Raw genomic sequence first — 23,882 nt, forward strand, 5'->3', positions numbered from 1 at the left:
GCACGCGGGTCAGCGCTTCTCGAGCTCCTCCGCCACGAGGAAGGCCAGCTCCAGGCTCTGACGGTGGTTCAGACGCGGGTCGCACAGGCTCTCGTAGCGCGTCGCGAGGGTCGCCTCGTCGATCTGCTCGGAGCCGCCCAGGCATTCGGTGACGTCGTCACCGGTGAGTTCGACGTGGATGCCGCCGGGGTGCGTGCCCACCGAGCGGTGCGCCTCGAAGAACCCGCGCACCTCGTCGACGACGTCGTCGAAGCGACGCGTCTTGTAGCCGGTGGGCGTGGTGATGCCGTTGCCGTGCATGGGATCGGTGACCCACAGCGGGGTGGCGCCGGAGTCGCGGACGGCCTCCAGGAGCGGGGGCAGGGCATCGCGGATCTTGCCCGCACCCATGCGCGTGATGAACGTCAGGCGCCCCGGCTCGCGCTCGGGGTCGAGCTTGTCGATCAGCGCGAGCGCCGTCTCGGCCGTGGTGGTGGGGCCGAGCTTGACGCCGATGGGGTTGCGGATCTTCGAGAAGTAGTCGACGTGCGCGCCGTCGAGCTCGCGCGTGCGCTCGCCGATCCACTGGAAGTGCGACGAGGTGTTGTAGGGCAGGCCGGTGCGCGAGTCGATCCGGGTCATGGGGCGCTCGTAGTCCATGAGCAGGCCCTCGTGGCCGGTGTAGAACTCCACGCGCGTCAGCTCGTCGAAGTCGGCGCCGGCCGCCTCCATGAACTTGATCGCCCGGTCGATCTCGGTCGCCATGCTCTCGTACGCCTGGTTGGCAGGAGTGGAGGCGAAGCCCTTGTTCCAGCTGTGCACCTCGCGGAGGTCGGCGAACCCGCCCTGCGTGAAGGCCCGGATGAGGTTCAGGGTCGACGCGGCCGTGTGGTAGCCCTTGAGCAGGCGCGCGGGATCGGCCTTGCGGGACTCCTCGGTGAAGTCGTAGCCGTTGACGATGTCGCCGCGGTAGGCCGGCAGCGTCACGTCGCCGCGCGTCTCGGTGTCGCTCGAGCGGGGCTTGGCGAACTGCCCGGCCATGCGGCCCATCTTGACGACGGGCATCGACGCGCCGTAGGTGAGCACGACGGCCATCTGGAGCACGGTCTTGATGCGGTTGCGGATCTGCTCGGCGGTCGCGCCGGCGAACGTCTCGGCGCAGTCACCGCCCTGGAGCAGGAACGCCTGGCCTGCGGCGGCACGGGCGAGACGATCGCGCAGGATGTCGACCTCGCCGGCGAAGACCAGCGGCGGGAGGGTCGCCAGCTCTGCGGATGCCGCCGCCACCGCGCCCTCGTCATACCACTGGGGCTGCTGCTTGATGGGCAGGGATCGCCAGTGGTCGAGGTCGTGGAGCTGCTGATTCACCCCTGAAGTCTAGTGGCGCGACGACGGCGCCTTCGCCGCCTGTGCACTGGCCAGCCGGTCCTTCACGGTGGAGGCGTAGACGTCTTCGTAGCGCTGCTCGCCGAGGCGCTGCAGGGCCACCATGATCTCGTCGGTGACCGAGCGCAGGACGTAGCGGTCGCCCTCCATGCCCTCGAAACGGGAGAAGTCGAGTGGCTCGCCGATGACGATCCCCACACGTCCCACGCGCGGCAGTCGCTGACCGATCGGCATCACCGCGCCGGTGTCGACCATGACCACGGGGACCACCGGCACGCGCGCCTCGAGCGCCATGCGCGCGATGCCCGTGCGTCCGCGGTACAGCGTGCCGTCGGGGCTGCGGGTGCCCTCCGGGTAGATCCCGAGCAGCTCACCGCGCCCGAGGACGCCGAGGCCCGTGTTCAGCGACGCCTCCGACGCCTTCCCTCCCGACCGGTCGATGGGCAGCTGGCCGGTCGCCTGGAAGAACATCCGGGTGGCCCAGCCCTTGAGGCCCTTGCCGGTGAAGTAGTCGCTCTTGGCGAGGAACGCCATGCGGCGGTCGATCATGAGCGGCAGGAAGATCGAATCCGAGAACGACAGGTGGTTGCTGGCGAGGATCGCCGCACCCTCCGCCGGGATGTTGCGCCGGCCCACCATCCATGGGCGGAACACGGCCTTGATGACCGGTCCGATGACCACGTACTTCATGAGCCAGTAGAACATCGTCAGCGCTCCTTCCCGGCGAGGTCGGCGACCCCGATGAGACCGGCGTCGTTGCCCAGGCGCGCGATCGCGAACTCGGCGACCGGACGTTCACCGTACCCCGGCAACGACGTCTCGTACGCGAGCTTCACCGGTTCGAGCAGGTCGGCGCCCAGCTGCGCCACTCCCCCGCCGATCACGAAGACCTCGGGATCGAGCACGGCCTGGAAACCGCCGCACGCCTCGCCGAGAGCGGTCGCGACGCGGCGGAGCGCCTCGACCGCCCCGGGGTCGCCCGCCAGCACGAGGCGAGAGACGGCGGGTCCGGGAATGGCGCCCCTCTCCGCGCGGACGGCCGCCAACGCGGCACCGATACCGCCCTCGTCAGCGATCGTGTTGGCCTCGCGCTGCAGCGCGCGTCCCGAGGCGTACTGCTCGAGGCATCCGTTCTGTCCGCAGCCGCACGGGTGGCCGCCCCGGACGAAGCGCAGGTGACCGAGCTCGGCGCCGATGCCGTGACCACCGCGGAACAGCTCGCCGTCGGTGACGACGGCACCGCCGACGCCCGTGCCCATCGTCAGCATGACCATGTCGCGCACGCCCCGGCCCGCGCCGAAGCGGTACTCGCCCCAGCCGGCGGCGTTCGCGTCGTTCTCGATCGTCACGGGGGCGTCGAGGCGCTGCTCCAGGCGGGCGCGCAGGGGTTCGTCGCGCCAGTCGATGTTGGGGGCGTAGATGACGGTGCTGCGGTCGCGGCTGATGAACCCGGCGGCGGCGACGCCGATGGCGTGCACCTCGTGCGCGCGGCGCAGATGATCGGCCATGTCGACCACGGCATCCACGAGGGCCGAGGGGTCGATGGGGGTGTCGACGCGGAGCTTCTCGATGATGGTGCCGTCGTCGTCGACGACGCCTCCGGCGATCTTCGTTCCCCCGATATCGATGCCGACGTTGCGCACCGCGCTCCCTTCCGGGCCCACCGAGAGGGCGGCCCGGAGCAGTCTAGCCAAGGCGGGCGGCGCGCGAACGACGTCTCGCTCCGGGGGCGGCACAGGCCGTGCGGATAGACTGATGGACCGCTCGACGTTCTTTCCGGTGCCGAAGGAGTTACCGTGATCCAGTTCGACCTCCCCCCTGTCGTCCCCGCCGATCCCGACGCCAACGCGTCGGATCTGCTCGCCGACCGCGTCCGCGCGACGCCCGACCGGCCCCTGTTCGCCGTGCCCGAGGCCGGAGGATGGCGCGACGTCTCGGCGGTCGAGTTCGAGCGCCAGGTCATCGCCCTGGCGAAGGGCTTCATCGCCGCCGGCGTCCAACCGGGAGAGAAGGTCGGCTTCATCGCCCGCACCACCTACGACTGGACGCTCGTCGACTTCGCGCTCTTCTACGCCGGGGCCGTCATGGTGCCGGTGTACGAGACGAGCTCCCCCTCGCAGATCTCGTGGATCCTGTCGGACTCCGGCGCCATCGCGGTCGTCGTGGAGTCCGCGGAGCACTCCGACCGCCTCGACGAGGTGCGCAGCGACCTTCCGCTCGTCCGCGAGGTGTGGGCGATGCACACGGGCGCCCTCGACGCACTCGTCGCGGGCGGCACGCACATCACCGACGAAGAGGTCGAGCGCCGCCGCCACCTCGCGAAGGCCTCCGACATCGCGACCCTCATCTACACGTCGGGGTCGACGGGACGCCCCAAGGGCTGCGTCCTCGTGCACAGCAACTTCGTCGAGCTCGCCCGCAACTCCGCCAAGGCCCTGCACGAGGTCGTCGAGACGCCGAGCGCCTCGACGCTGCTGTTCATCACCACGGCCCACGTCTTCGCGCGTTTCATCTCGCTGCTGAACGTGCACGCGGGGGTGAAGACCGGGCACCAGCCCGACACCAAGCAACTGCTGCCCGCCCTCGGCACCTTCCAGCCGACCTTCCTGCTCGCCGTGCCCCGGGTCTTCGAGAAGGTCTACAACTCCGCCGAGCAGAAGGCCGAGGCCGGCGGCAAGGGCAAGATCTTCCGCGCCGCGGCCGACCTCGCGATCGAGCACTCGCAGCGGCTGCAGGAGGGGAAGAAGATCTCCCTCCCCCTCAAGCTGAAGTTCGCGCTCTTCGACAAGCTGGTCTACTCCAAGCTCCGGGATGCCATGGGCGGACGCGTGGTCTACGCGGTGTCGGGATCGGCCCCGCTCGGACCGCGACTGGGGCACTTCTTCCGCAGCCTCGGCGTCGTGATCCTCGAGGGCTACGGACTCACCGAGACGACGGCCCCGGCCACGGTCAACCTCGCGACGAAGTCGAAGATCGGCACGGTCGGTCCGGTGCTCCCCGGTGTCGGGGTGCGCCTGGCCGATGACGGCGAGATCCAGGTGCGCGGCATCAACGTCTTCCGCGAGTACTGGCAGAACCCGGATGCCACGGCCGAGGCCTTCGACGGCGAGTGGTTCAAGACCGGCGACATCGGCGCCTTCGACGCCGACGGCTTCCTCGCGATCACGGGCCGCAAGAAGGAGATCATCGTCACGGCCGGCGGCAAGAACGTCGCTCCGGCCGCCCTCGAGGATCCCATCCGCGCGAACCCGATCGTGGGCCAGGTCGTGGTCGTCGGCGACCACAAGCCGTTCATCGCCGCCCTCGTCACCCTGGATCCCGAGATGCTGCCGACGTGGCTCGCCAACAACGGCCTGCCCGCCGACATGTCGCTGCAGGACGCGAGCACGAACGAGAAGGTGCGCGCCGAGGTGCAGGGCGCGATCGACCGCGCGAACACCCGCGTGTCGCGCGCGGAGTCGATCCGCAAGTTCACGATCCTGCCCACGGAGTGGACCGAGGCGAGCGGCCACCTGACGCCCAAGATGAGCATCAAGCGCAACGTCATCGTCGCCGACTTCGCCGACGCGATCGAGGACATCTACGCCGTGCCGGTGAACACGACCAACGTCTCTCTCCCCTGAGACCCGGAATGCCGAACGGCCCGGCCCCCTCGGGGGTCGGGCCGTTCTGCTGCGCCGAGAACAGGGCATGCCACGGGAACAGGGGAATCCGCGACGAAGGGGCCTGTCCTCGCGCCGTCCCCTGTTCTCGTGTCAGGGCCAGCGGGTCAGAACCAGTCGCTCTCGCGCACCTGACGCATCGCCTCGCGGCGGGTCTCGGCGGGCAGCCGCGAGAGATAGAGCATTCCGTCGAGGTGGTCGGTCTCGTGCTGCAGCGCCTGTGCGAGCAGCCCTTCACCCTCGAGCACGACCTCCCGGCCGTCGAGGTCGATGCCGACGACCTTCGCCCACGGGTAGCGGATGGCGTCGTGCCACAGACCGGGCACCGAGAGGCATCCCTCCCCCACCGGCTGGGGCTCGCCGCGTGTCTCCACGAGGACGGGATTGATGACGTACCCGATGTCGCCGTCGATGTTGTAGCTGAACGCGCGCAGACCGACCCCGATCTGCGGAGCCGCGACTCCCGCGCGCCCGGGCAGCTCGACCGTGTCGAGCAGGTCTTGGACGAGGGCGCGCACGCCGTCGTCGATCTCGTCGATGGGAGCGCTCGTGGCGCGCAGGACCGGGTCGCCGAACAGGCGGATCGGACGGACGCTCATGCGGAGGCCACCGGAGCGCGGAGGCCCTCGACGACGGCGGCGGCGAGCTCCCGCGCGGCCTGGCGCGTGCCGGGCTGCAGGTCGCGGAACGTGATCGCACTGCCCGCGGCGATGCGTGCGTCGTAGGGCATGCGGATGACGGTGCGCACGCGCGAGCGGAAGTGGGACTCCAACTCGCTCTCGCGCACCAGCGGCGCGCCCGGACGCGAGTTGTTCAACACCACGACGGCGTCGCGCACACGCGCCGCGTAGCCGTTGGTCTCGAGCCACGTCAGCGTCTCGGACGCCAGCCGCGCCTCGTCGACGGAGAGTCCCGCCACGATCACGAGGGTGTCGGCGAGCTCGAGCGTGGCCCCCATGACGGAGTGGACGATGCCGGTCCCCGTGTCTGTGAGCACGATCGAGTAGTAATGCGCGGCGACGTCGGCGACCTGACGGTAGTCGTCGTCGCTGAAGGCCTCCGACTGACGCGGATCCGCATCGGATGCCAGCACGTCGAGGCGGGTGGCATCCCGGGCGACGATCGACGAGACGTCGTTGTAGCCGGCCATCTCGTCGTGCGCGCGCACGAGGTCGCGCACGGTGCGGCCGTTGGGGCGGCCGACACGGTCGGCGAGCGTCCCGCGGTCGGGGTTCGCGTCGACGGCGATGATGCGATCGTCGCGCGCGTCGGCGAGGGCCATGCCGAGCAGCGAGGTGACAGTGGTCTTGCCGACCCCGCCCTTGCGCGAAAGCACGGGCACGAAGCGCGCCCCGCCCGCGAGAGGGGCCGAGATGCGGCGGTCCAGCTCCTTGCGCTGCCGGGCGCGGCGCCCGTCGCCGAGGTTGATGCGGTGGCGCGACGCCGAGTACACCAGCTGCTGCCACAGGCCCTCGGGCTCCGGACGGCTGATCTGCTTCGGGTCGAGCAGGCGGTCGGCCGTGAGCAGGTCGGCGCTCTCGCGGGAGTCGTCGATCTGACCGATGCGCTTGGACGTCAGCGCGACCTCGGGCGCCGGGGTGCGCACGCGCTCCATGGCGTGGGCGCGATCCACCCGCGCGGCCTCCTCGGCGGTGCGGGCGGCGTCATCGGCCTGATGCGCCTGACGGCGGGTGAGCGGCACGGTGCCGATGACCCCCGTCGCGGCGCGCTCGGCGCGCGTGGTCGGGACGCTGCCGGTGGGGACGGCACGGGTCGCCGGCGAAGCCGCCGCCGCGGCCGCCGCCGCTGGGACCGTCGGAGCCGGCACGGTGGTCGCACCGGTCTGCGGCCGGGCGCCGCCGGTCGGAGCGGATGCCGGCTCCTCGGCGACGCGTGCGGTGAGCAGCACCGCGTCATCGGTCGCCCGCGCGTGGTCGTCGCTCTCGGAGGCGGAGCCCGCGTCCGATGCGTCCTCGTCGTCGTGGTCGTCGTCGATCGCGGCCTCCACGACCTCGTCGTCGGTCTCGTCGGCCGAGGCGGAGACACCGGTCTCCGGCACCCACGGAGCGTGGGTCAGCGGCTCGGCGGAGGCACCGATCGACCCCTCCTCGATCGGCTCCTCGTCGAAGGGTTCCTCGTCGAGGGGCTGCTCGTCGAAGGGCTCCTCATCGAAGGGCTCCGCGGCATCCGCCTCGTACAGCTCGACGTCGTCGACGACCTCGACGTCGTGCAGGTCGTCGGATGCGGCCGCGTCCTCCGGCGCCTCGTCGGGGGTCGCGCCGACCTCGGAGATCGCATCATCAGGCGCTGGAGCGTCGGTCCCCGGAACTGTCTCGAGCGACTCGTGCGCGGTGTCGGGGTGCTCGTCGAGCGACCGCTCATCGGCGGAAGCCCGCGGCGTGGTCGCGTCGACGTCCCCTGCTTCGACACCGGCATCGTCCGTCACCGATGCCTCCGCGTCGACGTCCTCGACGTCGTCGTGCGCGGGGGCGCCACCGAGATCGTCCTGACGGTCGTCGCCGTACTCGGCCCGTTCGACGTCGCCCTCGTCGTCGGAGGCGTCGTCATGGGACGCCTCGCCGTCCGCCTCATGCTCCACCGCGTCGCGCTCGGGTGCACCCTCGTCGACGGGGCCCGCTCCCTCGTGCTCCGCGGGCGCGGCATCCTGATCGTCGTCGCGCGCATCGTCGCCCGACCCGTCGGCAGCCGGAGCCTCGTACGGACCTTCGGGGTCGTCGCCTACGACCTCGGCGTCGTGCACGTCGTCATCGACCGATCCGGCGTCCCGGTGCGGTTCGTCTCCATGCGCGCCGTCGTGGTGCGCGTCGTCGGGGTGCGGTTCGAGGATGATCTCGTCCGTCGCGAGCTCGTCCACCTGGGCGGCGACCTCGTCGTCGTCGGTCTCGGAGGCGAGCCGGCGAGGTGCGGAGGAATCGTCCAGCGCGGCGAGGTCGGCGTCATCGAAGGGGATCTCGTCCTCGATCACGTCGTCGTCGAGATCGTCGTCGTCACCGGTCGCCGGCAGGTCGACACTGACCTGCGCGGTGTATCCACCGAGGATCGTGATGCTGGCCGTGTCGAGGTTCCCGCTCTCGTCGAGCACGCCGTGCTCGGCGTTCTCGTCGGGGTTCGCGTCGGTGCGGTCGGGGGTCACTGCAGTCTCCAAACGGGAAGAGGGCGCGAAAGCGCCCCCTCCCAGGCTACTGCGCGGGGCGGATCACCAGCAAAAGATCCCCCGCCTCCACCTGCTGCGTGGTACCGATCGCGACACGGTCGACCACTCCCTCGACCGGTGCCGTGATCGCCGCCTCCATCTTCATCGCCTCGATCGACGCGACCGCCTGACCCGCCTGCACCCGATCGCCGGGGGCGGCCTTCATCGTCACCACACCCGAGAAGGGCGCGGCCACCTGGCCAGGCTTCGACGTATCCGCCTTCTCCGCCTGCCGCGCCTCGACGTCGATCGATCGGTCGCGCACGAAGACCGGACGCAGTTGGCCGTTCAGCGTCGTCATGACGGTGCGCATGCCCTTGTCGTCGGCGTCGCCCACCGCCTCGAGCCCCACGAAGAGCTGCACCCCGCGCTCGATCTCGACGGTGTGCTCCCCGCCCGGGCGCAAGCCGTACAGATAATCGGCGGTGTCGAGCACGCTCAGGTCGCCGAAGCGCTCGCGCACCTCCAGGAAGGTGCGCGTCGGCGCGGGGAACAGCAGGTGGTTCAGGCGCGCACGCCGCTCGGCGGACTCCCCCGCCAGCGCCGCGGTGTCGCCGTCGGTGAGCGGGGTGACCCCCGTCTTGGCATCCCGCCCGGCCAGCACCTTCGACCGGAACGGCTCGGGCCACCCACCCGGAAGGTCGCCGAGCTCACCGGCCATGAACGACACGACCGAGTCGGGCACGTCGTACTTCTCCGGGTTGCTCTCGAAGTCGGCCGGGTCGGCCTTGACCGCGGCGAGGTGCAGGGCCAGGTCGCCCACGACTTTCGACGACGGCGTCACCTTGGGCACACGGCCCAGGATGCGATCGGCCGCCGCGTACATGTCCTCGATCAGCTCGAAGTCGTCCGCCAGGCCGAGCGCGATGGCCTGCTGACGGAGGTTCGACAATTGCCCTCCCGGGATCTCGTGCCGGTAGACCCGTCCGGTGGGGCCGGCGAGACCCGACTCGAACGGGCGGTACAGATGACGCACCGCCTCCCAGTACGGCTCGAGGTCGCTCACGGCGGCGAGATCGAGACCCGTGTCGCGCTCGGTGTGCGCGAGGGCGGCCACCAGAGCCGACAGCGACGGCTGGCTCGTCGTTCCCGCCATCGGCGCGGCGGCCGCGTCCACGGCATCCGCTCCGGCCGCCGAGGCGGCGAGCAGAGTCGCGAGCTGTCCGCCCGCGGTGTCGTGCGTGTGCACGTGCACCGGGAGGTCGAAGCGCTCGCGCAGAGCCGTGACGAGCTTGGTCGCGGCGGCGGGACGCAGCAGTCCCGCCATGTCCTTGATCGCGAGGATGTGCGCGCCCGCCTCGACGATCTGCTCGGCGAGGCCGAGGTAGTAGTCGAGCGTGTACAGACGCTCCGCGGGGTCGAGGAGGTCGCCCGTGTAGCAGAGCGCGACCTCGGCGACGGCGGTGCCGGTCGAGAGGACGGCGTCGATCGCGGGCCGCATCTGCGAGACGTCGTTGAGCGCGTCGAAGATCCGGAAGATGTCGACCCCGGATGCCGCCGCCTCGGCCACGAAGGCGTCGGTGACCTCCGTCGGGTACGGCGTGTAGCCCACCGTGTTGCGGCCGCGCAGCAGCATCTGGATCGCGACGTTCGGAAGAGCCTGACGCAGCGCGTCGAGGCGCTCCCAGGGGTCCTCGCCGAGGAACCGCAGCGCGACGTCGTAGGTCGCACCTCCCCAGGCCTCCACCGACAGCAGCTCAGGAGTCATGCGAGCGACGTAGGGCGCGACCCGGACGAGATCCCGCGTGCGGACCCGCGTGGCCAGCAGCGACTGGTGCGCGTCGCGGAAGGTCGTCTCCGTGACGGCGACGGCGGTCTGCTCGCGCAGGGCACGGGCGAAGCCCACCGGACCCAGCTCGCGCAGGCGCTGGCGCGAGCCCGCGGGTGCGGCATCCGTCAGATCGATCCGCGGGAGCTTGGCGCCGGGGTCGATCGAGAGGGGGTTGTCGCCGTGGGGGCGGTTCACCGTCGTGTCGACGAGCCACGACAGGATCTTCGTGCCGCGGTCCTTCGACTCCCGGCCCTTCAGCAACTCGGGGCGTTCGTCGATGAACGATGTGCTGAGATCCCCCGCAACGAACGCGGGGTCATCGAGCACGGCCTGCAGGAACGGGATGTTGGTGGAGACGCCACGGATGCGGAATTCGGCGAGGGCCCGGCGGGCACGCGCGACGGCCGCGGGGAAGTCACGTCCGCGGCAGGAGAGCTTCGACAGCATTGAGTCGAAGTGCGGGCTCACCTGCGACCCCGCCGCGGTCGTGCCTCCGTCGAGACGGATGCCGGCTCCGCCGGGCGAGCGGTAGGTGGTGATCTTGCCGGTGTCGGGGCGGAAGCCCTGCGTGGGATCCTCCGTGGTGATGCGGCACTGCAGCGCGGCGCCGCGCAACTGGATGTCGTCCTGCTGCAGGTGGAGCTCGGCGAGGGTCTGCCCCGCGGCGATGCGCATCTGCGACTGCACGAGGTCGACGTCGGTGACCTCCTCGGTCACGGTGTGCTCGACCTGGATGCGGGGGTTCATCTCGATGAAGACGACCTCGCCGGCGCGCGGTCCCGCGGTCTCGAGCAGGAACTCGACGGTGCCCGCGTTCTGGTATCCGATCGACCGGGCGAAGGCGACGGCGTAGCGGTGGAGATCCCGCCGCACGGCGTCGTCGAGGTTCGGCGCCGGGGCGATCTCGATGACCTTCTGGTGGCGGCGCTGCACCGAGCAGTCGCGCTCGAAGAGATGAACGGTCTGGCCCGTGGCATCCGCGAGGATCTGCACCTCGACGTGACGTGGACGCTGCACGGCCTGCTCGAGGAACATCCGCGGGTCGCCGAACGCGCTCTGCGCCTCGCGCATCGCCTCGGCCAGAGCCGGCGCGAGCTCGCCCATGGCCTCCACGCGGCGCATGCCGCGTCCGCCGCCGCCGGCGACCGCCTTGGCGAAGAGGGGGAAGCCGATCTCCTCCGCCTGCGCCAGCAGGGCGTCGATGTCGTCGGACGCCGGGGTCGAGCGCAGCACCGGCACGCCGGCTGCGATCGCGTGCTCCTTGGCGGTGACCTTGTTGCCGGCCATCGACAACACCTCGGCGGGAGGGCCGATGAAGGTGATGCCGTTCGCCGCGGCCTTCTCGGCGAGCTCCGGGTTCTCCGAGAGGAAGCCGTATCCGGGGTAGATGGCATCCGCTCCGCACTCCCTGGCGACGCGGATGATCTCGTCGACGTCGAGGTAGGCGCGTACGGGGTGACCGCGCTCGCCGATCTGGTAGGCCTCGTCGGCCTTCAGCCGGTGCAGCGACGCCCGATCCTCATACGGGTAGACCGCGACGGTGCGCGCTCCGACCTCGTAGGCGGCACGGAAAGCGCGGATGGCGATCTCTCCGCGATTGGCGACCAGGATTTTCGAGAACATGCGCACCTCACGTCAAGCTGGCGGGGCTGAATGTGCTCACAGCCTAGGGGACGGTAACGTGGACTCTTGTGCACGTACTCTCCGTCAGCTCTCTCAAAGGCGGGGTCGGCAAGACGACCGTGACACTGGGGCTGGCTTCGGCCGCCTTCGCGCGTGGCGTTCGCACTCTCGTCGTCGACCTCGACCCCCAGTCCGACGTGTCGACCGGGATGGACATCCAGGTCGCCGGTCGGCTCAACATCGCCGATGTCCTGGCGAACCCGAAAGAGAAGGTCGTCCGCCAGGCGATCACCTCGAGCGGGTGGGCGAAGGTGCATCCCGGCACCATCGACGTGCTGATCGGCAGCCCGTCGGCCATCAACTTCGACGGGCCGCACCCGAGCGTCCGTGACGTCTGGAAGCTCGAAGAGGCCCTCGCGACGATCGAGAGCGAGTACGACCTCGTTCTCATCGACTGCGCCCCCTCGCTGAACGCCCTCACGCGCACCGCGTGGGCCGCGAGCGACCGCGTGGTCGTCGTGACCGAGCCGGGACTGTTCTCCGTCGCCGCCGCCGACCGCGCGCTGCGCGCGATCGAGGAGATCCGCCGCGGTCTCTCGCCTCGTCTGCAACCCCTCGGCGTCGTGGTCAACCGCGTTCGCCCGCAGTCGATCGAGCACCAGTTCCGCATCAAAGAGCTGCGCGACATGTTCGGCCCCCTCGTGCTCAACCCGCAGCTGCCCGAGCGGACGTCGCTGCAGCAGGCCCAGGGAGCCGCGAAGCCGCTGCACGTGTGGCCGGGCGACTCGGCGCAGGAGCTGGCCGCCGATTTCGACGCGCTGCTCGACCGCATCGTACGCACGGGCCGTATCCCGGTCGACAACGAGGCCCCTCAGGCCTGACCTCTTCTCGAGACGCCGTCCCGCTGCCGCGCAGCCGGGGCGGCGTTTCCTTTCGGCACCGAGCCGTCGGAAGTCGGCACCCCCGCCGGCACCGGTGGCTTCGGCACGCTCAGCCACCTCCGACGCGAGAACGCTAAGCCTCGTGACGGATCCGGGAAACAGCCGGTATGCACGCGAGGACCCTGAGCCTGTCGAAGGGTCCGGGCCGCGCGTCGGGCCGCTGCGCGCGGCCGCGCGACGAAGCCCCGGATGCCGAGGCGTCCGGGAAGGGCGTGCCTCAGGCGGTGCGGGCGGCGCGACGGGCGGCGAGCTCGTCGACGGCCTCGGGCGTCGCGGCTTCGAAGTCGACGAGCGTCGACTCGACCTCGCGGAGCACCTTGCCGACCGCGATGCCGAAGACGCCCTGACCGCGGCTGACGAGGTCGATGACCTCGTCGTTCGAGGTGCAGAGGTACACCGACGCTCCATCGCTCATGAGGGTGGTGCCCGCGAGGTCGCGGATACCGGCGGCACGGAGCTGGTCGACGGCCGTGCGGATCTGCTGCAGCGAGATGCCGGTGTCGAGCAGACGCTTCACGAGCTTCAGGACGAGGATGTCGCGGAAGCCGTAGAGGCGCTGCGAGCCGGAGCCGCTGGCTCCACGGACGGTGGGGACGACCAGTTCGGTGCGGGCCCAGTAGTCGAGCTGGCGGTACGTGATGCCGGCGGCACGCGCGGCGACCGCGCCCCGGTAGCCGGTCTCGTCGTCCATCTCGGGCAGACCGTCGGTGAAGAGGAGGTCGGCGGCGAACCGGGGTTCACCGAGTGCATCGCCAGCGTTCATGCTCGCGTCCCTCCTCATCGGCTCGTTGGTTCCAACGCTAGATCAGCGCGGGTCCCCCGGCAATGACATCCGCTCCGAGGGCCGCGGCGTGTCGCGATCAGGACAGCATTCGCTCGATCGCGTCGCGCACGAACAGGGTGCGCACCTCGTCGAGACGGCCCGCGAGTTCGGGCGCGAGCTCGCTCGCGCGGGCCCGGGAGGCGGCGTCGGGACGACGCAGGAGCGCGGAGAGGGCGGATTCGACGAGCGACACCTCGCGTTCGGCACTCTGGCGCAGCGTGCGGACGTGCCGCGGCTCGATCCCGTGACGGTCGAGGGCGACGAGGGCGCGCAGCAGGGTCACGGTCTGCTCGGAGTAGGTGTCGGCCCCCGCGATCACGCCCGTGCTCACGGCGTCGTTCAAAAGCTGCGGGCGTGCTCCGGCGGCAGCGAGCAGCTCGTCGCGGCGGTACCGGCGCGGCGCGGAGGTCATCGACGGGATCGACGTCGGCGGGGCGGGGTTGCGCCCCGCGTCGAGGTCTTCGAGATACTCGCGGATGACGACGAGCGGCAGATAGTGATCGCGTTGCAGCGTCAACGCGAGGCGCAGCCGTTCGAGATCGGCCGGCGAGAACTTGCGGTACCCCGACTCGGTGCGGGTGGGCGAGACGATGCCCTGCACCTCGAGGAAGCGCAGCTTGCTCGAGGTCAACGCCGGGAAGTCGGGGGTCAGGCGCGCGAGCACCTGTCCGATGCTGAGCAGCCCCGCAGCCGCCTGACGACCACGGGAGGGGGCTGCCGCCATCAGTGCTCTGCCGCGGGCAGGTCGACCGGCGAACCGAAAAAGTTCAGGCGGAACTTGCCGATGCGCACCTCGGAGCCGTTCACGAGAGCGGAGCGGTCGACCCGCTCGCCGTTGACGTAGCTGCCGTTGAGCGAGCGCTGGTCGACGATCTCGAACGCCGAACCGGAGCGGATGATCTCGGCGTGGCGACGCGACACGGTCACGTCGTCGAAGAACAGGTCGGCCTCGGGATGACGCCCGACGGTGGTGACGTCGGTGTCGAGCAGGTACCGGGCACCGGTCGTGGGACCCGACCGCACGATCAGCAGCGCCGCCCCGGAGGGCAGCGCACCGATCGCTTCGAGCTCGGCCTCGGTGAGGTCGGCTCCGAAGGGGACGAACGACAGGTCGGCGTCGTGGGTCTGGGTCGTGTCGTGCGAGCTGTCGCGGGCGACGGCGTCGGCCGCGCGTCGGATCTCGTCTCGATCGAATCGGCTGGTCTCGTCCACGGCTTCTCCTTCATATTCACCATAACCGATCGGTTCAGATCGAACGGGGGGAACCGACCGCGCGCGGGCCATGGTGATGCGTGATGTGTCTTCATTTCGTCGACACCGGACACCGCGGTTCGGGGCGCGGAAACGGCCGACGAGACACTCGAACCTATCGACCCGGGGTCCGTCGTGTCGAGTCCGGTGACGCCACGGGTGTGGCGGGTGAGGAGCGCGAAGACGCAGGTGACGAGAACCTGAGCCGGTGAGGCCGCCGCCGGAGGACCCTTCGAGGGGCTCGAAGCCCCGCGCGCCGGGTGGGCGGAACCGCCGCGGGGTCCCGGACCCATCGACAGGCTCAGGGTCCTGGGGCACCGAGGTCGGGGTCCTGTGCGGGAGGTGGCTGAGCCCGTCGAAGCCACCGGAGCAGACGGGGCCCCAGACCCTTCGGCCAGGCGCAGGGTCTGGGGCGGGGAGAAGGGCCGGTACCCGGGGCGGCCCGTCACGCCGACGCCCTCGTTAGGGTCGAAGGATGACGTCCCCCTCGGCGCCGCGTCGGCGCAGCCTCCCCGCCGTCCTGGCATCCCTCCTGTTGGCCGCCGCCGTGCTGTTCGTCCCCGCGACGCCGGCCTCCGCGCACGACGAGCTGGTGTCGACCGATCCCGCGGCCGATGCGGTGCTCGAGGCCGTGCCGCAGCGCATCACCCTCACGTTCAGTGCCGACGTCCTCACCGACCCGGGCGCGACGGTGGTCGAAGTGACCGATGCGAGCGGCGCGTCGCTCGCGGAGGGTGCCCCCGAGCCGTCGGGCACCGAGGTGACCCAGGCGCTGGCGGGGTCGGCATCCGGTGCCGTCACCGTGAAGTGGCGCGTCGTCTCCAGTGACGGACACCCGATCGACGGCTCTTTCGCGTTCACCGTCCCCGAGGCCGCCCCGACCCCGACGGCGACGCCCACGACCTCGGCGTCGGCATCCCCCTCCCCCACCGTCTCCGCCTCGGCCGCGCCCACGGAAGCGGAGACCCCCGTCGCGGCGCCGGTCGAGGAGTCGTCGGCGAGCTCTCCCCTGCCGTGGATCCTGCTGGCCGTGGCCCTGGTGATCGTTGCGGGCGTGCTCGTCTACGTCTTCGCCTCGCGCGGGCGTCGGAACGCCGCCGGTGGCGGCACGACCGGGCGATAGGCTGGAGCCATGCCTCATTACGATCTGGTCATTCTTGGTGCGGGTCCCGGCGGGTACGTCGCCGCGGTCCGCGGTGCGCAGCTGGGACTGTCGGTTGCGATCGTCGAAGAGAAGTACTGGGGCGGTGTCTGCCTCAACGTCGGCTGCATCCCCTCCAAGGCGCTGCTGCGCAACGCCGATCTCGCCCACACCTTCCACGCGAAGGCTGACCTGTTCGGCATCTCGGGCGACGTCACCTTCGACTTCGGCAAGGCGTTCGACCGCAGTCGCAGCGTGGCCGCCGGTCACGTCAAGGGCATCCACTACCTGATGAAGAAGAACAAGGTCACCGAGTACGAGGGTCGCGGATACTTCGCCGACGACCACACCATCGACGTGACCAAGACCGACGGCTCCAAGGAGCAGGTCACCTTCGACAACGTCATCATCGCCACGGGCTCGACAGTGCGCCTCCTCCCCGGCGTCACCCTGAGCGAGAACGTCGTCACCTACGAGGAGCACATCCTCACCCGCGAGCTCCCCGAGTCGATCGTCATCGTCGGCGCCGGCGCCATCGGCATGGAGTTCGCCTACGTCATGACGAACTACGGCGTGAAGGTCACGATCATCGAGTTCCTCGACCGCGCCCTCCCGAACGAGGACGCCGAGGTCTCGAAGGAGATCCAGAAGCAGTACAAGGGCTACGGCGTCGACATCCTCACCTCGACGAAGGTCGACTCCGTCACCGACCACGGCGACAAGGTCACCGTCGCGTACACCGCGAAGGACGGCTCGACCGGCTCGATCGACGCCGACCGCGTGCTGATGTCGATCGGGTTCGCCCCCAAGGTCGACGGCTTCGGTCTCGAGAACACGGGCGTGAAGCTCACCGAGCGCGGTGCCATCGACATCGACGACCACATGCGCACCAACGTGCCGCACATCTACGCCATCGGCGATGTCACCGCGAAGCTGCAGCTCGCGCACGTCGCCGAGGCGCAGGGCGTCGTCGCCGCCGAGACCATCGGCAACGCCGAGACCCAGACCCTGGGCGACTACCGCAACATGCCGCGCGCCACCTTTTGCAACCCGCAGGTCGCGTCGTTCGGCCTGACGGAGCAGCAGGCCCGCGACGCCGGCCACGACATCAAGGTCGCGAAGTTCCCCTTCTCGGCCAACGGCAAGGCAAACGGCCTCGGCGAGCCGGTCGGCTTCGTCAAGCTCGTCGCCGACGCCGAGACGCTCGAGCTCATCGGCGGCCACCTCATCGGTCCCGACGTCTCCGAGCTGCTGCCCGAGCTCACCCTCGCGCAGAAGTGGGACCTCACCGCGCTCGAGGCGGCCCGCAACGTCCACACGCACCCGACGCTGTCGGAGGGCCTGCAGGAGGCCTTCCACGGCCTCGCAGGGCACATGATCAACCTCTGATCGCTCCACGCAGAAGGCCCGCCCGGTTCGCCCGGGCGGGCCTTCTGCGTGGGTGTCGGGAAGCCGCTCCCGCCAGGAGACATCACCTCGCCGACATGCCGGTCGCCGGATGTCCCGGAGTCGTCAGCGAGACGCTGTCTCGCGACGGGCGGGCTGTCGCGGCGGCGGGGAGACCCCGTCCAGGTCGATCAGTGGCCGAGGGCGCGGGCGAGCTTCGAACCGGATGCCGCGGGGCGGCCACCGGCGGCGAAGACGGCCGCATCGACGGCGGCGAAGAACGCCGCACGACCCTCGTCGTCGGTCGGACCGGCCGCGCCGAGCTCGACCTCCCATTCACGCCAGGACGACTCCACGCCCCGGCGCTCGTCGCGCGCACGGACCCGGTCGTCGACGAACTCGGCGACCTCGTTGCCCTCGGCATCCCGGAGCGCGTACGCCGTGCGGTGGTTGCGCAGGCGGGCGAGGGCGGCGAAGGGCGGTCGAGCGATCGCGGAGACGGCATCCTGAACCGCCGGAGGCACGACCGGGTCGGCCTCGGGGTCGACGTCATCGGCCTCGAGCGGCCACTGCGTCTCGGTGCGACCGGCGCCCTCGGCGGGCCCCTTCACGTGCCAGCCCGCGTCGGGACCGCCCAGACGGCGCCGCATCGCCACGCCCGCACGGGCCAGATCGGCCGCGGGGGTGTCGAGGTAGCGCGCGTCGAGATCTCGCGGCTCAGGGTCACCGACCGTCGCCACCCCTGGAAGGGTCGACCAGTCGGGCAGGGGCGTGGCGTCGTCGACGTCGTACTTCGTCTCGACCTCGACGTTCGACGACCCGTTCGGGCCTGCGCTCAATCGTCGCGCCCGTCGGCGTCGGGGTTGATGTCCTCGGTCTCTTCGGCGAAGGCGAAGACCGCCTGGGTGGGGCCGTCGGAGTCGCCCGTGTTCGTGGGCTCGCCCTCGCGGCGGTAGACGAGCTGTCCCTCGCTGTAGGGCATGATCAGCGTGTCGTCGGTCTCGTTCTCGAGCGGGATCACCTGCCCGTCGAGCGGGCCTCCGGTCAGTCGTGCAATAGCCATGCCGTCAGCGTAGACCGCACCCGCGACGAGGCCCCGCGCCTTGACACCGCGTCGCCGCGATCGCTCGCGCCGCTGCTCCGGGAAGCACTGCGCGCCTCGCCGCCGCTCCCGCGGGGACCACTCCGCGCCTCGCCGGCGGCGCTGCCCCGGGAACCACTGCGCGCCCCGCCGGCGGCGCTCCCCCGCCCGACGCGGGACCGCCCGACGGTCGCCGCCCGCTCGCCTAGACTCGCTCGGGTGAACGCGACGGACCTGCCCGGTGACCGCCCGTTCGTGCTGCTCGCGACGCGCGCCGAAGACGGCCCCGCCGACGAGGAGTACGCGCTGTTCCTGCGCTACACCGGGCTGCCGCCGCACCGTCTGCGCCGCGTGCGTCTCGAGCGCGAGACGATGCCCGCGATCGATCTCGACGAGGTGTCGGGGGTCCTCGTCGGCGGAAGCCCGTTCAACGCGTCCGACCCGTTCGAGCGCAAGTCCGTCGTGCAGCGTCGCGTCGAGGCGGAGATGGCACAGCTCGTCGCCGAGGTGGTCGCACGCGATGCGCCCTTCCTGGGCGCGTGCTACGGCGTCGGCACCCTCGGGACGCACCTCGGTGCGCCGATCGACGGCACGTATGCGGAACCCATCAGCGTCGTCGAGGTGACGTTGACCCCGGAGGGGCGCACCGACCCCCTGTCGGCGGGCCTCCCCGATGCCTTCACCGCGTTCGTCGGTCACAAGGAGGCCATCAGCGTCCTGCCGCCGTCGGCGGTGCTGCTGGCGTCGTCGGCCGCGTGTCCGGTGCAGATGTTCCGCGTCGGGCGCAACGTCTACGCCACGCAGTTCCACCCCGAACTCGACGTCGACGGGATCGTCACCCGCATCCACGCCTACGCCGGGTACGGGTACTTCGCTTCCGGCGACCTCGACCTCACCCTGTCGGCGGTGCGGCGGGCACCCGTCACAGCACCGTCGCGCATGCTCCGCACCTTCGTCGAGCGCTACGCCCGCTGAGCGGCGGCCGGCACCACTCGGCCCCTACGCCTCGGCAAGGGATCCCGGCGAATCGACCCGCACGACCTCGATCGGCGCGGTGACCGCCGGGTGCGCCCGCCGCAGGTACGGCTCGAGTCCCAGGTCGACCAGGTGCACCCGCCCGGCGAGTTCCGGGCCCCGACCGCGCACGAGACCCGACTTGATCGCGCCGAACGTGACCGTGACATCGGCGGCGAGCACGGCGGCATCCGCGGATCCGTCATCGGGATCGAGTCCGCTCGGGAGGTCGACCGCGACGATGCGCGGACGGCGGGGGCGGGCGAGCAGGCACTCCACGATCGCGCGGGCGCTGCCCCGCATCCGCCGGTCGGCGAGACGGCCGATGCCCAGGATGCCGTCGAGCACGAGGCTGTAGTCGTCGATCGCGCCGCAGATCTCCGACGCCTGCCGCACGACCACGCCGGCGGCGACGGCGGCGTCGAGGGCGGCGCGATGCACGCGATCGCGCACGAGCACGATGTCGACGCGGGAATCGGCGGCACGCGCCAGTTCGGCGGCGGCGTACAGCGCGTCTCCCCCGTTGTCGCCCGCGCCGACGAGGACCAGCGTCGGTCCGGGTGCCGTGTCGCGCTCCGCTGAGGCGACGACGGCGAGGGCATGCGCCGCCCACCGCATCAGCGGTCTCCCCTCCGCGAGGAGAGGCGCCTCGGCCGCGCGAACGGCATCCGCGGTGTATGCGGCGACGCGCGCCGCCCCCGCGGGGGTCGAACCGTCAGACACGCGCGTCCGCTTCCGCCTCGTCCGCACGCGCGGCGGCGGCGGCGTCGCTCTCGGCGAGGGTCTCGCGCTCCTTCTTCTCGGCCGCGCGCGCGGCGTCGAGCTCGCCCGCGGCGGCGCGGACGGCCTTCTCGGCGCGCCGCACCCGGAATTGGATCATCGTGGAGGCGCCGTACTTCGCGCGGACGCGATCGTGGTCCTCCTCCGTGGCGACGGTGATGTACGCGCCCGCGATCAGGATGACCTGGCTGGACAGGTTGAGCCACAGCAGCAGGGCGATGAGCGAGGCGAAGGTCGTCAGCAGCGGGTTGTTGCCCGCACCGCCCACGAACAGGCCCGACAACTGCTGCAGCACCACCAGACCGACGCCCCCGAGCAGCGCCCCGCGCCACAACGTGCGGCGACGGGTCTTCACGCCCGACAGCACGGCGAACGCCACCGCGACCGCCGCGGTGTCGAGGGCGAGGACGACGATCGTGGAGAGCGACCAGGTCAGCACGGCCGTGAGCCAGGAGTCCGCGGAGATGCCGAGCAGCCCCCGGACGAAAGTGAGACCCGCCGTCGCGAGGAAGGTCACCGCGGCCGCCCCCACCAGCGCGACGCCGATGCCGACGGCGACGGCGAGGTTGCGCACGATGACCAGGACGGGCAGGGTGTCGTCGGTCGTCACCCCCGCGATCTGGCGGAGGGCAGTTCGGAGGGAGCCGATCGCCCCGATCGCCGCGCCCAGCAGACCGATCGTTCCGATCACGCCCGCGATGGTGAACTCGGTCGGCGCCTCGATCGCGCTGACGTCGAGCAGACCGTCGGGGCCCACCAGGCCGGGGACGACGTTGTTGACGGAGCGCTCGAGCGCCGCGAGGCCCTCGGGGTTGCCCGACAGCCAGATCGCCGCCGCCGAGAAGCCGAGCAGCACCGCCGCGAACAGACTGAACAGCGTGCGATAGGTGACGCTGTCGGCGAGGACGGGGCCGCGTGCCCCCGAGTAGACGAGGAAGGCGCGCACGAGGCGGAGCGACAAGGCCCACGCGGTGACGCGACGGATGAGGTCGGCCATGGGGTCAGCGTATCGATGCGGCCGCGCCGGGCCGGACGGGCTTGACCCGCCGCCCGTCGAGCGACAAGCGGCCGGGCACCGGTCACGACGCCGGGGTCAGCAGGCGCACCCACGCACCGAGCAGCAGGAACGGGCCGAAGGGCAGGCTCGTTCCGCGCGCACCCGCCGCGAGTACGCCGACGGCGGCGACGCCGGCGGCCACGAAGCCGAGGGCGACTCCGGATGCCACGGCCTCCGGGCCGAACCACCCGAGGTGCGCACCGACGAGGGCGGCGAGCTTGACGTCGCCTCCGCCGAACGCCTCGGGCCGCGACAGACGCACCACCAGGCACGCGCCGAACGCCCCGACGGCGCCGAAGGCGACTCCGGCCGCGAGTGCCGGTCGTCCGGCGGTCGCCGCCGCGACCGCCAGGATGAGAACCGCCGCCGCCGTCGCGGGCAGCACGACCACATCGGGCAGACGGCGTCGACGCACGTCGGTGATCACGAGCACGACGCTCACGACCGCGAACAGCGAAAGCGCGACGACGGGGAGCGACGACGGTGCGTCTGCCGATGACGGCCGCAGCACAGCGCCGTGCGTCTCAGGCGTCGAGCACCGCGAGGTCGACCACGACGGTACCGCCCGGCTCGATCCCCTCGGCGTCGCGGACCGCCCGCTTGAGCGGCAGCACGTACACGCCACCCGCCTGCGGGAAGATCGACGTGCGGAACGACGTGGAACCGATGGTGGCGTCGACACGCACCCCGCCGAACCCGCGGCGGAACGTCTGGGTCTCACGGATGTCGTCGCTCAGCTCGGCTGGGAGGGCGACGAAGTACCAGTCGCTGTCGCTGCGGGCCTCCCACCGGAACACGACGCCGTCGAACTGCACGAGCACCGGGCCCTCCTTTCGTCGCGGAACCGTCACGCTACCCCGCGACGTCCCCGGGGCGCGGCATCCCTCCCCGGGGAGGAGCCGTCGGGCGGAGAGACCGCGGATCCCCGCCCGACGGCGCACGCACCGCGGGCGGGCGACCGGGTCAGCCCGTCTCAGCGCGCCGGGCACGCACCCTCGTCACCACGCCGTCGACGCCGAGAGCGCTCGCGACCGCAAGCACGTACACGACGAGGTCGCGCGCGTCGAACCCGGAGCCCAGCACGAGGGCCGCGACCGGCATCCGCTCCGCCAGCGTGATCGGCACCCCGGTGAGCTGCAACAGCTCGACGGCGACGCACCACACGACCGCGCCCGCCGCGAGAACGAGCGGTCGTGCGCGCGGGAGCAGCAGGACGAGCCCCGTGTAGGCCGCCACGGCGTACAGCGCGTCACCGGCGACGTCGGATGCCACCGAGGAGGGCATCAGACGGTGCACCGCGAGCCCCGCGGCGACGACGACGGCGAGGGCGAGGACCGCCGCGAGACGCCGTGTCATGAGATCACCCCGGCCGCGCGCGCGGGAGCAGCGTAGGCGGTCGCGAGCGACTCGACGGTGTCGTGCGCGTTCAGACCGCTCGGGTTGGGCAGGACCCATGTCTCGCATCCGGCGATCGCCTCGTCCTGTCGACCCGCGACGGCTTTCGCACGGTCGAACCCCTGCCGATACGCGGTCAGTCCGACGACCGCGACCACCCGCGGCCGCCAGGTCGCGACCCGCTCCGCGAGTGCGTGCGCGCCCGCGCGCAGCTCGTCGCGCGTGAGCTCGTCGGCCCGGGCCGTGGCGCGGGCGACGAGGTTGCTCACCCCGATCCCCGCATCGAACACGAGACGCCGGTCGGCCTCCCCCAGCGTCGACGAGTACGCGGGCGAACGCGGCAGGATCCCGGCTTTCACCAGAGCCGGCCAGAAGCGATTGCCGGGTCGGGCGAATGGGGTGCCCGTGGCCGCCGTCCACAACCCGGGGTTGATCCCCACGAACAGCAGCCGCACCCCGGGCTCCACGAGGTCGGGCACCGTGGCGTCGCGGAAGGACTCGAGCTCGGCACGCGTGAATCCCATGAGACCACTATGACCAGTACCGGGCCCGCACGCGGCGTTCTGCCAGGATCGGAGGAATGGATGCCGTGCCCGCCCTCACCGAGATCCCTCCCGCGCAGTTCGTCATCGTCGGGGACAACGTGCGCCTCGCCACCTACTCCTGGGGCGATCCCGAGGCGGAACCGGTGCTGTGCGTGCACGGTTTCGGCTCGAGCACGCGCGACAACTGGATCAACACCGGGTGGGTGCGCGATCTGCTGCGCGCGGGCTTCCGGGTGATCGCCGTGGACCAGCGCGGGCACGGGGCGAGCGAGAAGCCCCACGACGCCGCGTCGTACACGATGCCCACCCTCGTATCCGACCTCGTGGCCGTGCTCGACACCTACCTCGTCGACCAGGTGCGCTACCTCGGCTACTCGCTCGGCGGTCGCGTCGGCTGGCAGCTCGCCGTCGACGCGCCCGAGCACGTCGAGCGCGCCGTGCTGGGCGGCATCCCCGACGGCCGGCCGCTCGCCCGACTCAAGGTCGAGCAGGCGCGCGCGTTCCTCGATCACGGCGAGCCCGTCCAGGATGCCACCACCCTGCGCTACGTCTCGCTCGCCGAGCGGGTGCCCGGTAACGACCTGCGCGCGCTCGTGGCGATCGCCGAGGGGATGCGCCTCGGCGAGACCGACCCCGACCCGGCATCTCCCCCGCAGCAGCCCGTGCTGATCGCGACGGGGACCGAGGACCCCATCCACGACCAGTCCGCCCACCTGGCGAGCCTCCTCCCCCGCGGCGAGTTCGCCGACATCCCCGGCCGTCACCACGTCAACGCCCCCGGGGCACGCACGTTCCGCGAGGCGGGCCTGGAGTTCCTCGGCCGCGCCTAGCCC

At 71.3% G+C, this 23,882-nt stretch carries 23 protein-coding genes; 6 read left to right on the top strand and 17 right to left on the bottom strand.

The features are described 5' to 3' along the window. Positions 1–9 precede the first annotated feature (9 nt). The 3 genes from AB0N82_RS14320 to AB0N82_RS14330 are packed head-to-tail and all read right to left on the bottom strand — an operon-like array spanning position 10 to position 3,008. On the bottom strand, positions 10–1,347 hold the full coding sequence (locus AB0N82_RS14320) for a class II 3-deoxy-7-phosphoheptulonate synthase (protein ID WP_298875462.1): 1,338 nt from the start codon (positions 1,345–1,347) through the stop codon (positions 10–12). A gap of 9 nt (positions 1,348–1,356) precedes the next feature. Further along, complete coding sequence (locus tag AB0N82_RS14325; protein WP_076674869.1) at positions 1,357–2,070, bottom strand: lysophospholipid acyltransferase family protein; 714 nt, start codon at positions 2,068–2,070, stop codon at positions 1,357–1,359. Between the two features lie 2 nt (positions 2,071–2,072). Beyond that, positions 2,073–3,008 (bottom strand): ROK family glucokinase, encoded by a 936-nt coding sequence (locus AB0N82_RS14330; protein ID WP_315992993.1) that lies wholly within the window; start codon positions 3,006–3,008, stop codon positions 2,073–2,075. A 153-nt stretch (positions 3,009–3,161) separates the two neighbouring features. Between AB0N82_RS14330 and AB0N82_RS14335 the strand changes: the two genes are divergently transcribed. Further along, positions 3,162–4,988, top strand: coding sequence for an AMP-dependent synthetase/ligase (locus AB0N82_RS14335; RefSeq protein ID WP_363392434.1), 1,827 nt, complete (start codon positions 3,162–3,164; stop codon positions 4,986–4,988). A gap of 146 nt (positions 4,989–5,134) precedes the next feature. Here AB0N82_RS14335 and def read toward each other — a convergent pair whose 3' ends face one another. The 3 genes from def to AB0N82_RS14350 are packed head-to-tail and all read right to left on the bottom strand — an operon-like array spanning position 5,135 to position 11,635. Continuing rightward, positions 5,135–5,626, bottom strand: coding sequence for a peptide deformylase (gene def, locus AB0N82_RS14340; RefSeq protein ID WP_315992995.1), 492 nt, complete (start codon positions 5,624–5,626; stop codon positions 5,135–5,137). Continuing rightward, the gene (locus AB0N82_RS14345) at positions 5,623–8,181 is read right to left on the bottom strand and encodes a MinD/ParA family protein (RefSeq protein ID WP_363392437.1); all 2,559 of its coding nucleotides are present in this window, start codon (positions 8,179–8,181) and stop codon (positions 5,623–5,625) included. Before AB0N82_RS14345 ends, def begins: the two co-directional genes overlap by 4 nt. Positions 8,182–8,227: 46 nt before the next feature. Then, a complete protein-coding gene (locus AB0N82_RS14350) occupies positions 8,228–11,635 on the bottom strand; it encodes a pyruvate carboxylase (RefSeq protein ID WP_363392439.1) in 3,408 nt (1,135 codons plus the stop codon). A 68-nt stretch (positions 11,636–11,703) separates the two neighbouring features. Here AB0N82_RS14350 and AB0N82_RS14355 point away from each other — a divergent pair, with 68 nt between their 5' ends. Beyond that, on the top strand, positions 11,704–12,516 hold the full coding sequence (locus AB0N82_RS14355; protein ID WP_298875452.1) for a ParA family protein: 813 nt from the start codon (positions 11,704–11,706) through the stop codon (positions 12,514–12,516). Between the two features lie 277 nt (positions 12,517–12,793). On the opposite strand, the gene AB0N82_RS14360 is transcribed toward AB0N82_RS14355, so the two are convergent. The 3 genes from AB0N82_RS14360 to AB0N82_RS14370 form a co-directional block, all read right to left on the bottom strand. Next, entirely contained in the window at positions 12,794–13,339 is a 546-nt protein-coding gene (locus tag AB0N82_RS14360; protein ID WP_315992998.1) for a MerR family transcriptional regulator, read from the bottom strand. A gap of 97 nt (positions 13,340–13,436) precedes the next feature. Next, a complete protein-coding gene (locus AB0N82_RS14365) occupies positions 13,437–14,123 on the bottom strand; it encodes a MerR family transcriptional regulator (protein ID WP_315992999.1) in 687 nt (228 codons plus the stop codon). Next, entirely contained in the window at positions 14,123–14,578 is a 456-nt protein-coding gene (locus AB0N82_RS14370) for an FHA domain-containing protein (protein WP_315994570.1), read from the bottom strand. The genes AB0N82_RS14365 and AB0N82_RS14370 overlap by 1 nt, the downstream gene beginning before the upstream one ends. Positions 14,579–15,125: 547 nt before the next feature. On the opposite strand from AB0N82_RS14370, the gene AB0N82_RS14375 reads away from it, so the two are divergent. Both AB0N82_RS14375 and lpdA read left to right on the top strand, forming a co-directional pair. Further along, positions 15,126–15,773 carry a copper resistance CopC family protein gene (locus AB0N82_RS14375; RefSeq protein ID WP_363392442.1) on the top strand — a complete coding sequence of 216 codons (648 nt, stop codon included), beginning with the start codon at positions 15,126–15,128 and terminating at the stop codon, positions 15,771–15,773. Between the two features lie 9 nt (positions 15,774–15,782). Then, a complete protein-coding gene (gene lpdA, locus AB0N82_RS14380; RefSeq protein WP_363392444.1) occupies positions 15,783–17,180 on the top strand; it encodes a dihydrolipoyl dehydrogenase in 1,398 nt (465 codons plus the stop codon). Between the two features lie 188 nt (positions 17,181–17,368). Here lpdA and AB0N82_RS14385 read toward each other — a convergent pair whose 3' ends face one another. Beyond that, positions 17,369–18,016, bottom strand: a complete 648-nt coding sequence (locus AB0N82_RS14385) for a CYTH domain-containing protein (RefSeq protein WP_363392446.1) — start codon at positions 18,014–18,016, stop codon at positions 17,369–17,371. Further along, positions 18,013–18,240 carry a response regulator gene (locus tag AB0N82_RS14390; RefSeq protein WP_315993003.1) on the bottom strand — a complete coding sequence of 76 codons (228 nt, stop codon included), beginning with the start codon at positions 18,238–18,240 and terminating at the stop codon, positions 18,013–18,015. The genes AB0N82_RS14385 and AB0N82_RS14390 overlap by 4 nt, the downstream gene beginning before the upstream one ends. A gap of 237 nt (positions 18,241–18,477) precedes the next feature. Between AB0N82_RS14390 and AB0N82_RS14395 the strand changes: the two genes are divergently transcribed. Continuing rightward, complete coding sequence (locus AB0N82_RS14395) at positions 18,478–19,233, top strand: glutamine amidotransferase (RefSeq protein WP_315993004.1); 756 nt, start codon at positions 18,478–18,480, stop codon at positions 19,231–19,233. A 24-nt stretch (positions 19,234–19,257) separates the two neighbouring features. Here AB0N82_RS14395 and AB0N82_RS14400 read toward each other — a convergent pair whose 3' ends face one another. The 6 genes from AB0N82_RS14400 to AB0N82_RS14425 all read right to left on the bottom strand — a co-directional run bounded on the left by AB0N82_RS14400 (position 19,258) and on the right by AB0N82_RS14425 (position 23,028). Further along, positions 19,258–19,995 carry an NAD(P)H-hydrate epimerase gene (locus AB0N82_RS14400; RefSeq protein ID WP_363392449.1) on the bottom strand — a complete coding sequence of 246 codons (738 nt, stop codon included), beginning with the start codon at positions 19,993–19,995 and terminating at the stop codon, positions 19,258–19,260. Continuing rightward, positions 19,988–21,049: a YhjD/YihY/BrkB family envelope integrity protein gene (locus AB0N82_RS14405; protein WP_363392451.1), complete on the bottom strand. Its 1,062-nt coding sequence runs from the start codon at positions 21,047–21,049 to the stop codon at positions 19,988–19,990. Before AB0N82_RS14405 ends, AB0N82_RS14400 begins: the two co-directional genes overlap by 8 nt. Positions 21,050–21,131: 82 nt before the next feature. Next, the gene (locus AB0N82_RS14410; protein WP_363392453.1) at positions 21,132–21,620 is read right to left on the bottom strand and encodes an A24 family peptidase; all 489 of its coding nucleotides are present in this window, start codon (positions 21,618–21,620) and stop codon (positions 21,132–21,134) included. A gap of 13 nt (positions 21,621–21,633) precedes the next feature. Further along, entirely contained in the window at positions 21,634–21,930 is a 297-nt protein-coding gene (locus AB0N82_RS14415; protein ID WP_315993008.1) for a DUF1905 domain-containing protein, read from the bottom strand. Positions 21,931–22,072: 142 nt separating this feature from the next. Next, positions 22,073–22,465 carry a DUF2809 domain-containing protein gene (locus AB0N82_RS14420; RefSeq protein WP_363392455.1) on the bottom strand — a complete coding sequence of 131 codons (393 nt, stop codon included), beginning with the start codon at positions 22,463–22,465 and terminating at the stop codon, positions 22,073–22,075. Next, on the bottom strand, positions 22,462–23,028 hold the full coding sequence (locus AB0N82_RS14425; RefSeq protein WP_363392457.1) for a mismatch-specific DNA-glycosylase: 567 nt from the start codon (positions 23,026–23,028) through the stop codon (positions 22,462–22,464). The genes AB0N82_RS14420 and AB0N82_RS14425 overlap by 4 nt, the downstream gene beginning before the upstream one ends. Positions 23,029–23,084: 56 nt before the next feature. Between AB0N82_RS14425 and AB0N82_RS14430 the strand changes: the two genes are divergently transcribed. After that, on the top strand, positions 23,085–23,879 hold the full coding sequence (locus tag AB0N82_RS14430) for an alpha/beta hydrolase (RefSeq protein ID WP_315993011.1): 795 nt from the start codon (positions 23,085–23,087) through the stop codon (positions 23,877–23,879). Positions 23,880–23,882: the final 3 nt, after the last annotated feature.

The sequence above is a fragment of the Microbacterium sp. NPDC089186 genome (assembly GCF_040685115.1).
GTDB classification, from domain to species: domain Bacteria; phylum Actinomycetota; class Actinomycetes; order Actinomycetales; family Microbacteriaceae; genus Microbacterium; species Microbacterium galbum.

Coding starts and splice junctions, on each gene's coding strand:
- AB0N82_RS14325 (WP_076674869.1), bottom strand. CDS start 2,070: ATGTTCTACTGGCTCATGAAGTACGTGGTCATCGGACCGGTCATCAAG.
- def (WP_315992995.1), bottom strand. CDS start 5,626: ATGAGCGTCCGTCCGATCCGCCTGTTCGGCGACCCGGTCCTGCGCGCC.
- AB0N82_RS14350 (WP_363392439.1), bottom strand. CDS start 11,635: ATGTTCTCGAAAATCCTGGTCGCCAATCGCGGAGAGATCGCCATCCGC.
- AB0N82_RS14360 (WP_315992998.1), bottom strand. CDS start 13,339: ATGAACGCTGGCGATGCACTCGGTGAACCCCGGTTCGCCGCCGACCTC.
- AB0N82_RS14365 (WP_315992999.1), bottom strand. CDS start 14,123: ATGGCGGCAGCCCCCTCCCGTGGTCGTCAGGCGGCTGCGGGGCTGCTC.
- AB0N82_RS14375 (WP_363392442.1), top strand. CDS start 15,126: ATGACGTCCCCCTCGGCGCCGCGTCGGCGCAGCCTCCCCGCCGTCCTG.
- lpdA (WP_363392444.1), top strand. CDS start 15,783: ATGCCTCATTACGATCTGGTCATTCTTGGTGCGGGTCCCGGCGGGTAC.
- AB0N82_RS14390 (WP_315993003.1), bottom strand. CDS start 18,240: ATGGCTATTGCACGACTGACCGGAGGCCCGCTCGACGGGCAGGTGATC.
- AB0N82_RS14405 (WP_363392451.1), bottom strand. CDS start 21,049: ATGGCCGACCTCATCCGTCGCGTCACCGCGTGGGCCTTGTCGCTCCGC.
- AB0N82_RS14420 (WP_363392455.1), bottom strand. CDS start 22,465: ATGACACGGCGTCTCGCGGCGGTCCTCGCCCTCGCCGTCGTCGTCGCC.
- AB0N82_RS14425 (WP_363392457.1), bottom strand. CDS start 23,028: ATGGGATTCACGCGTGCCGAGCTCGAGTCCTTCCGCGACGCCACGGTG.
- AB0N82_RS14430 (WP_315993011.1), top strand. CDS start 23,085: ATGGATGCCGTGCCCGCCCTCACCGAGATCCCTCCCGCGCAGTTCGTC.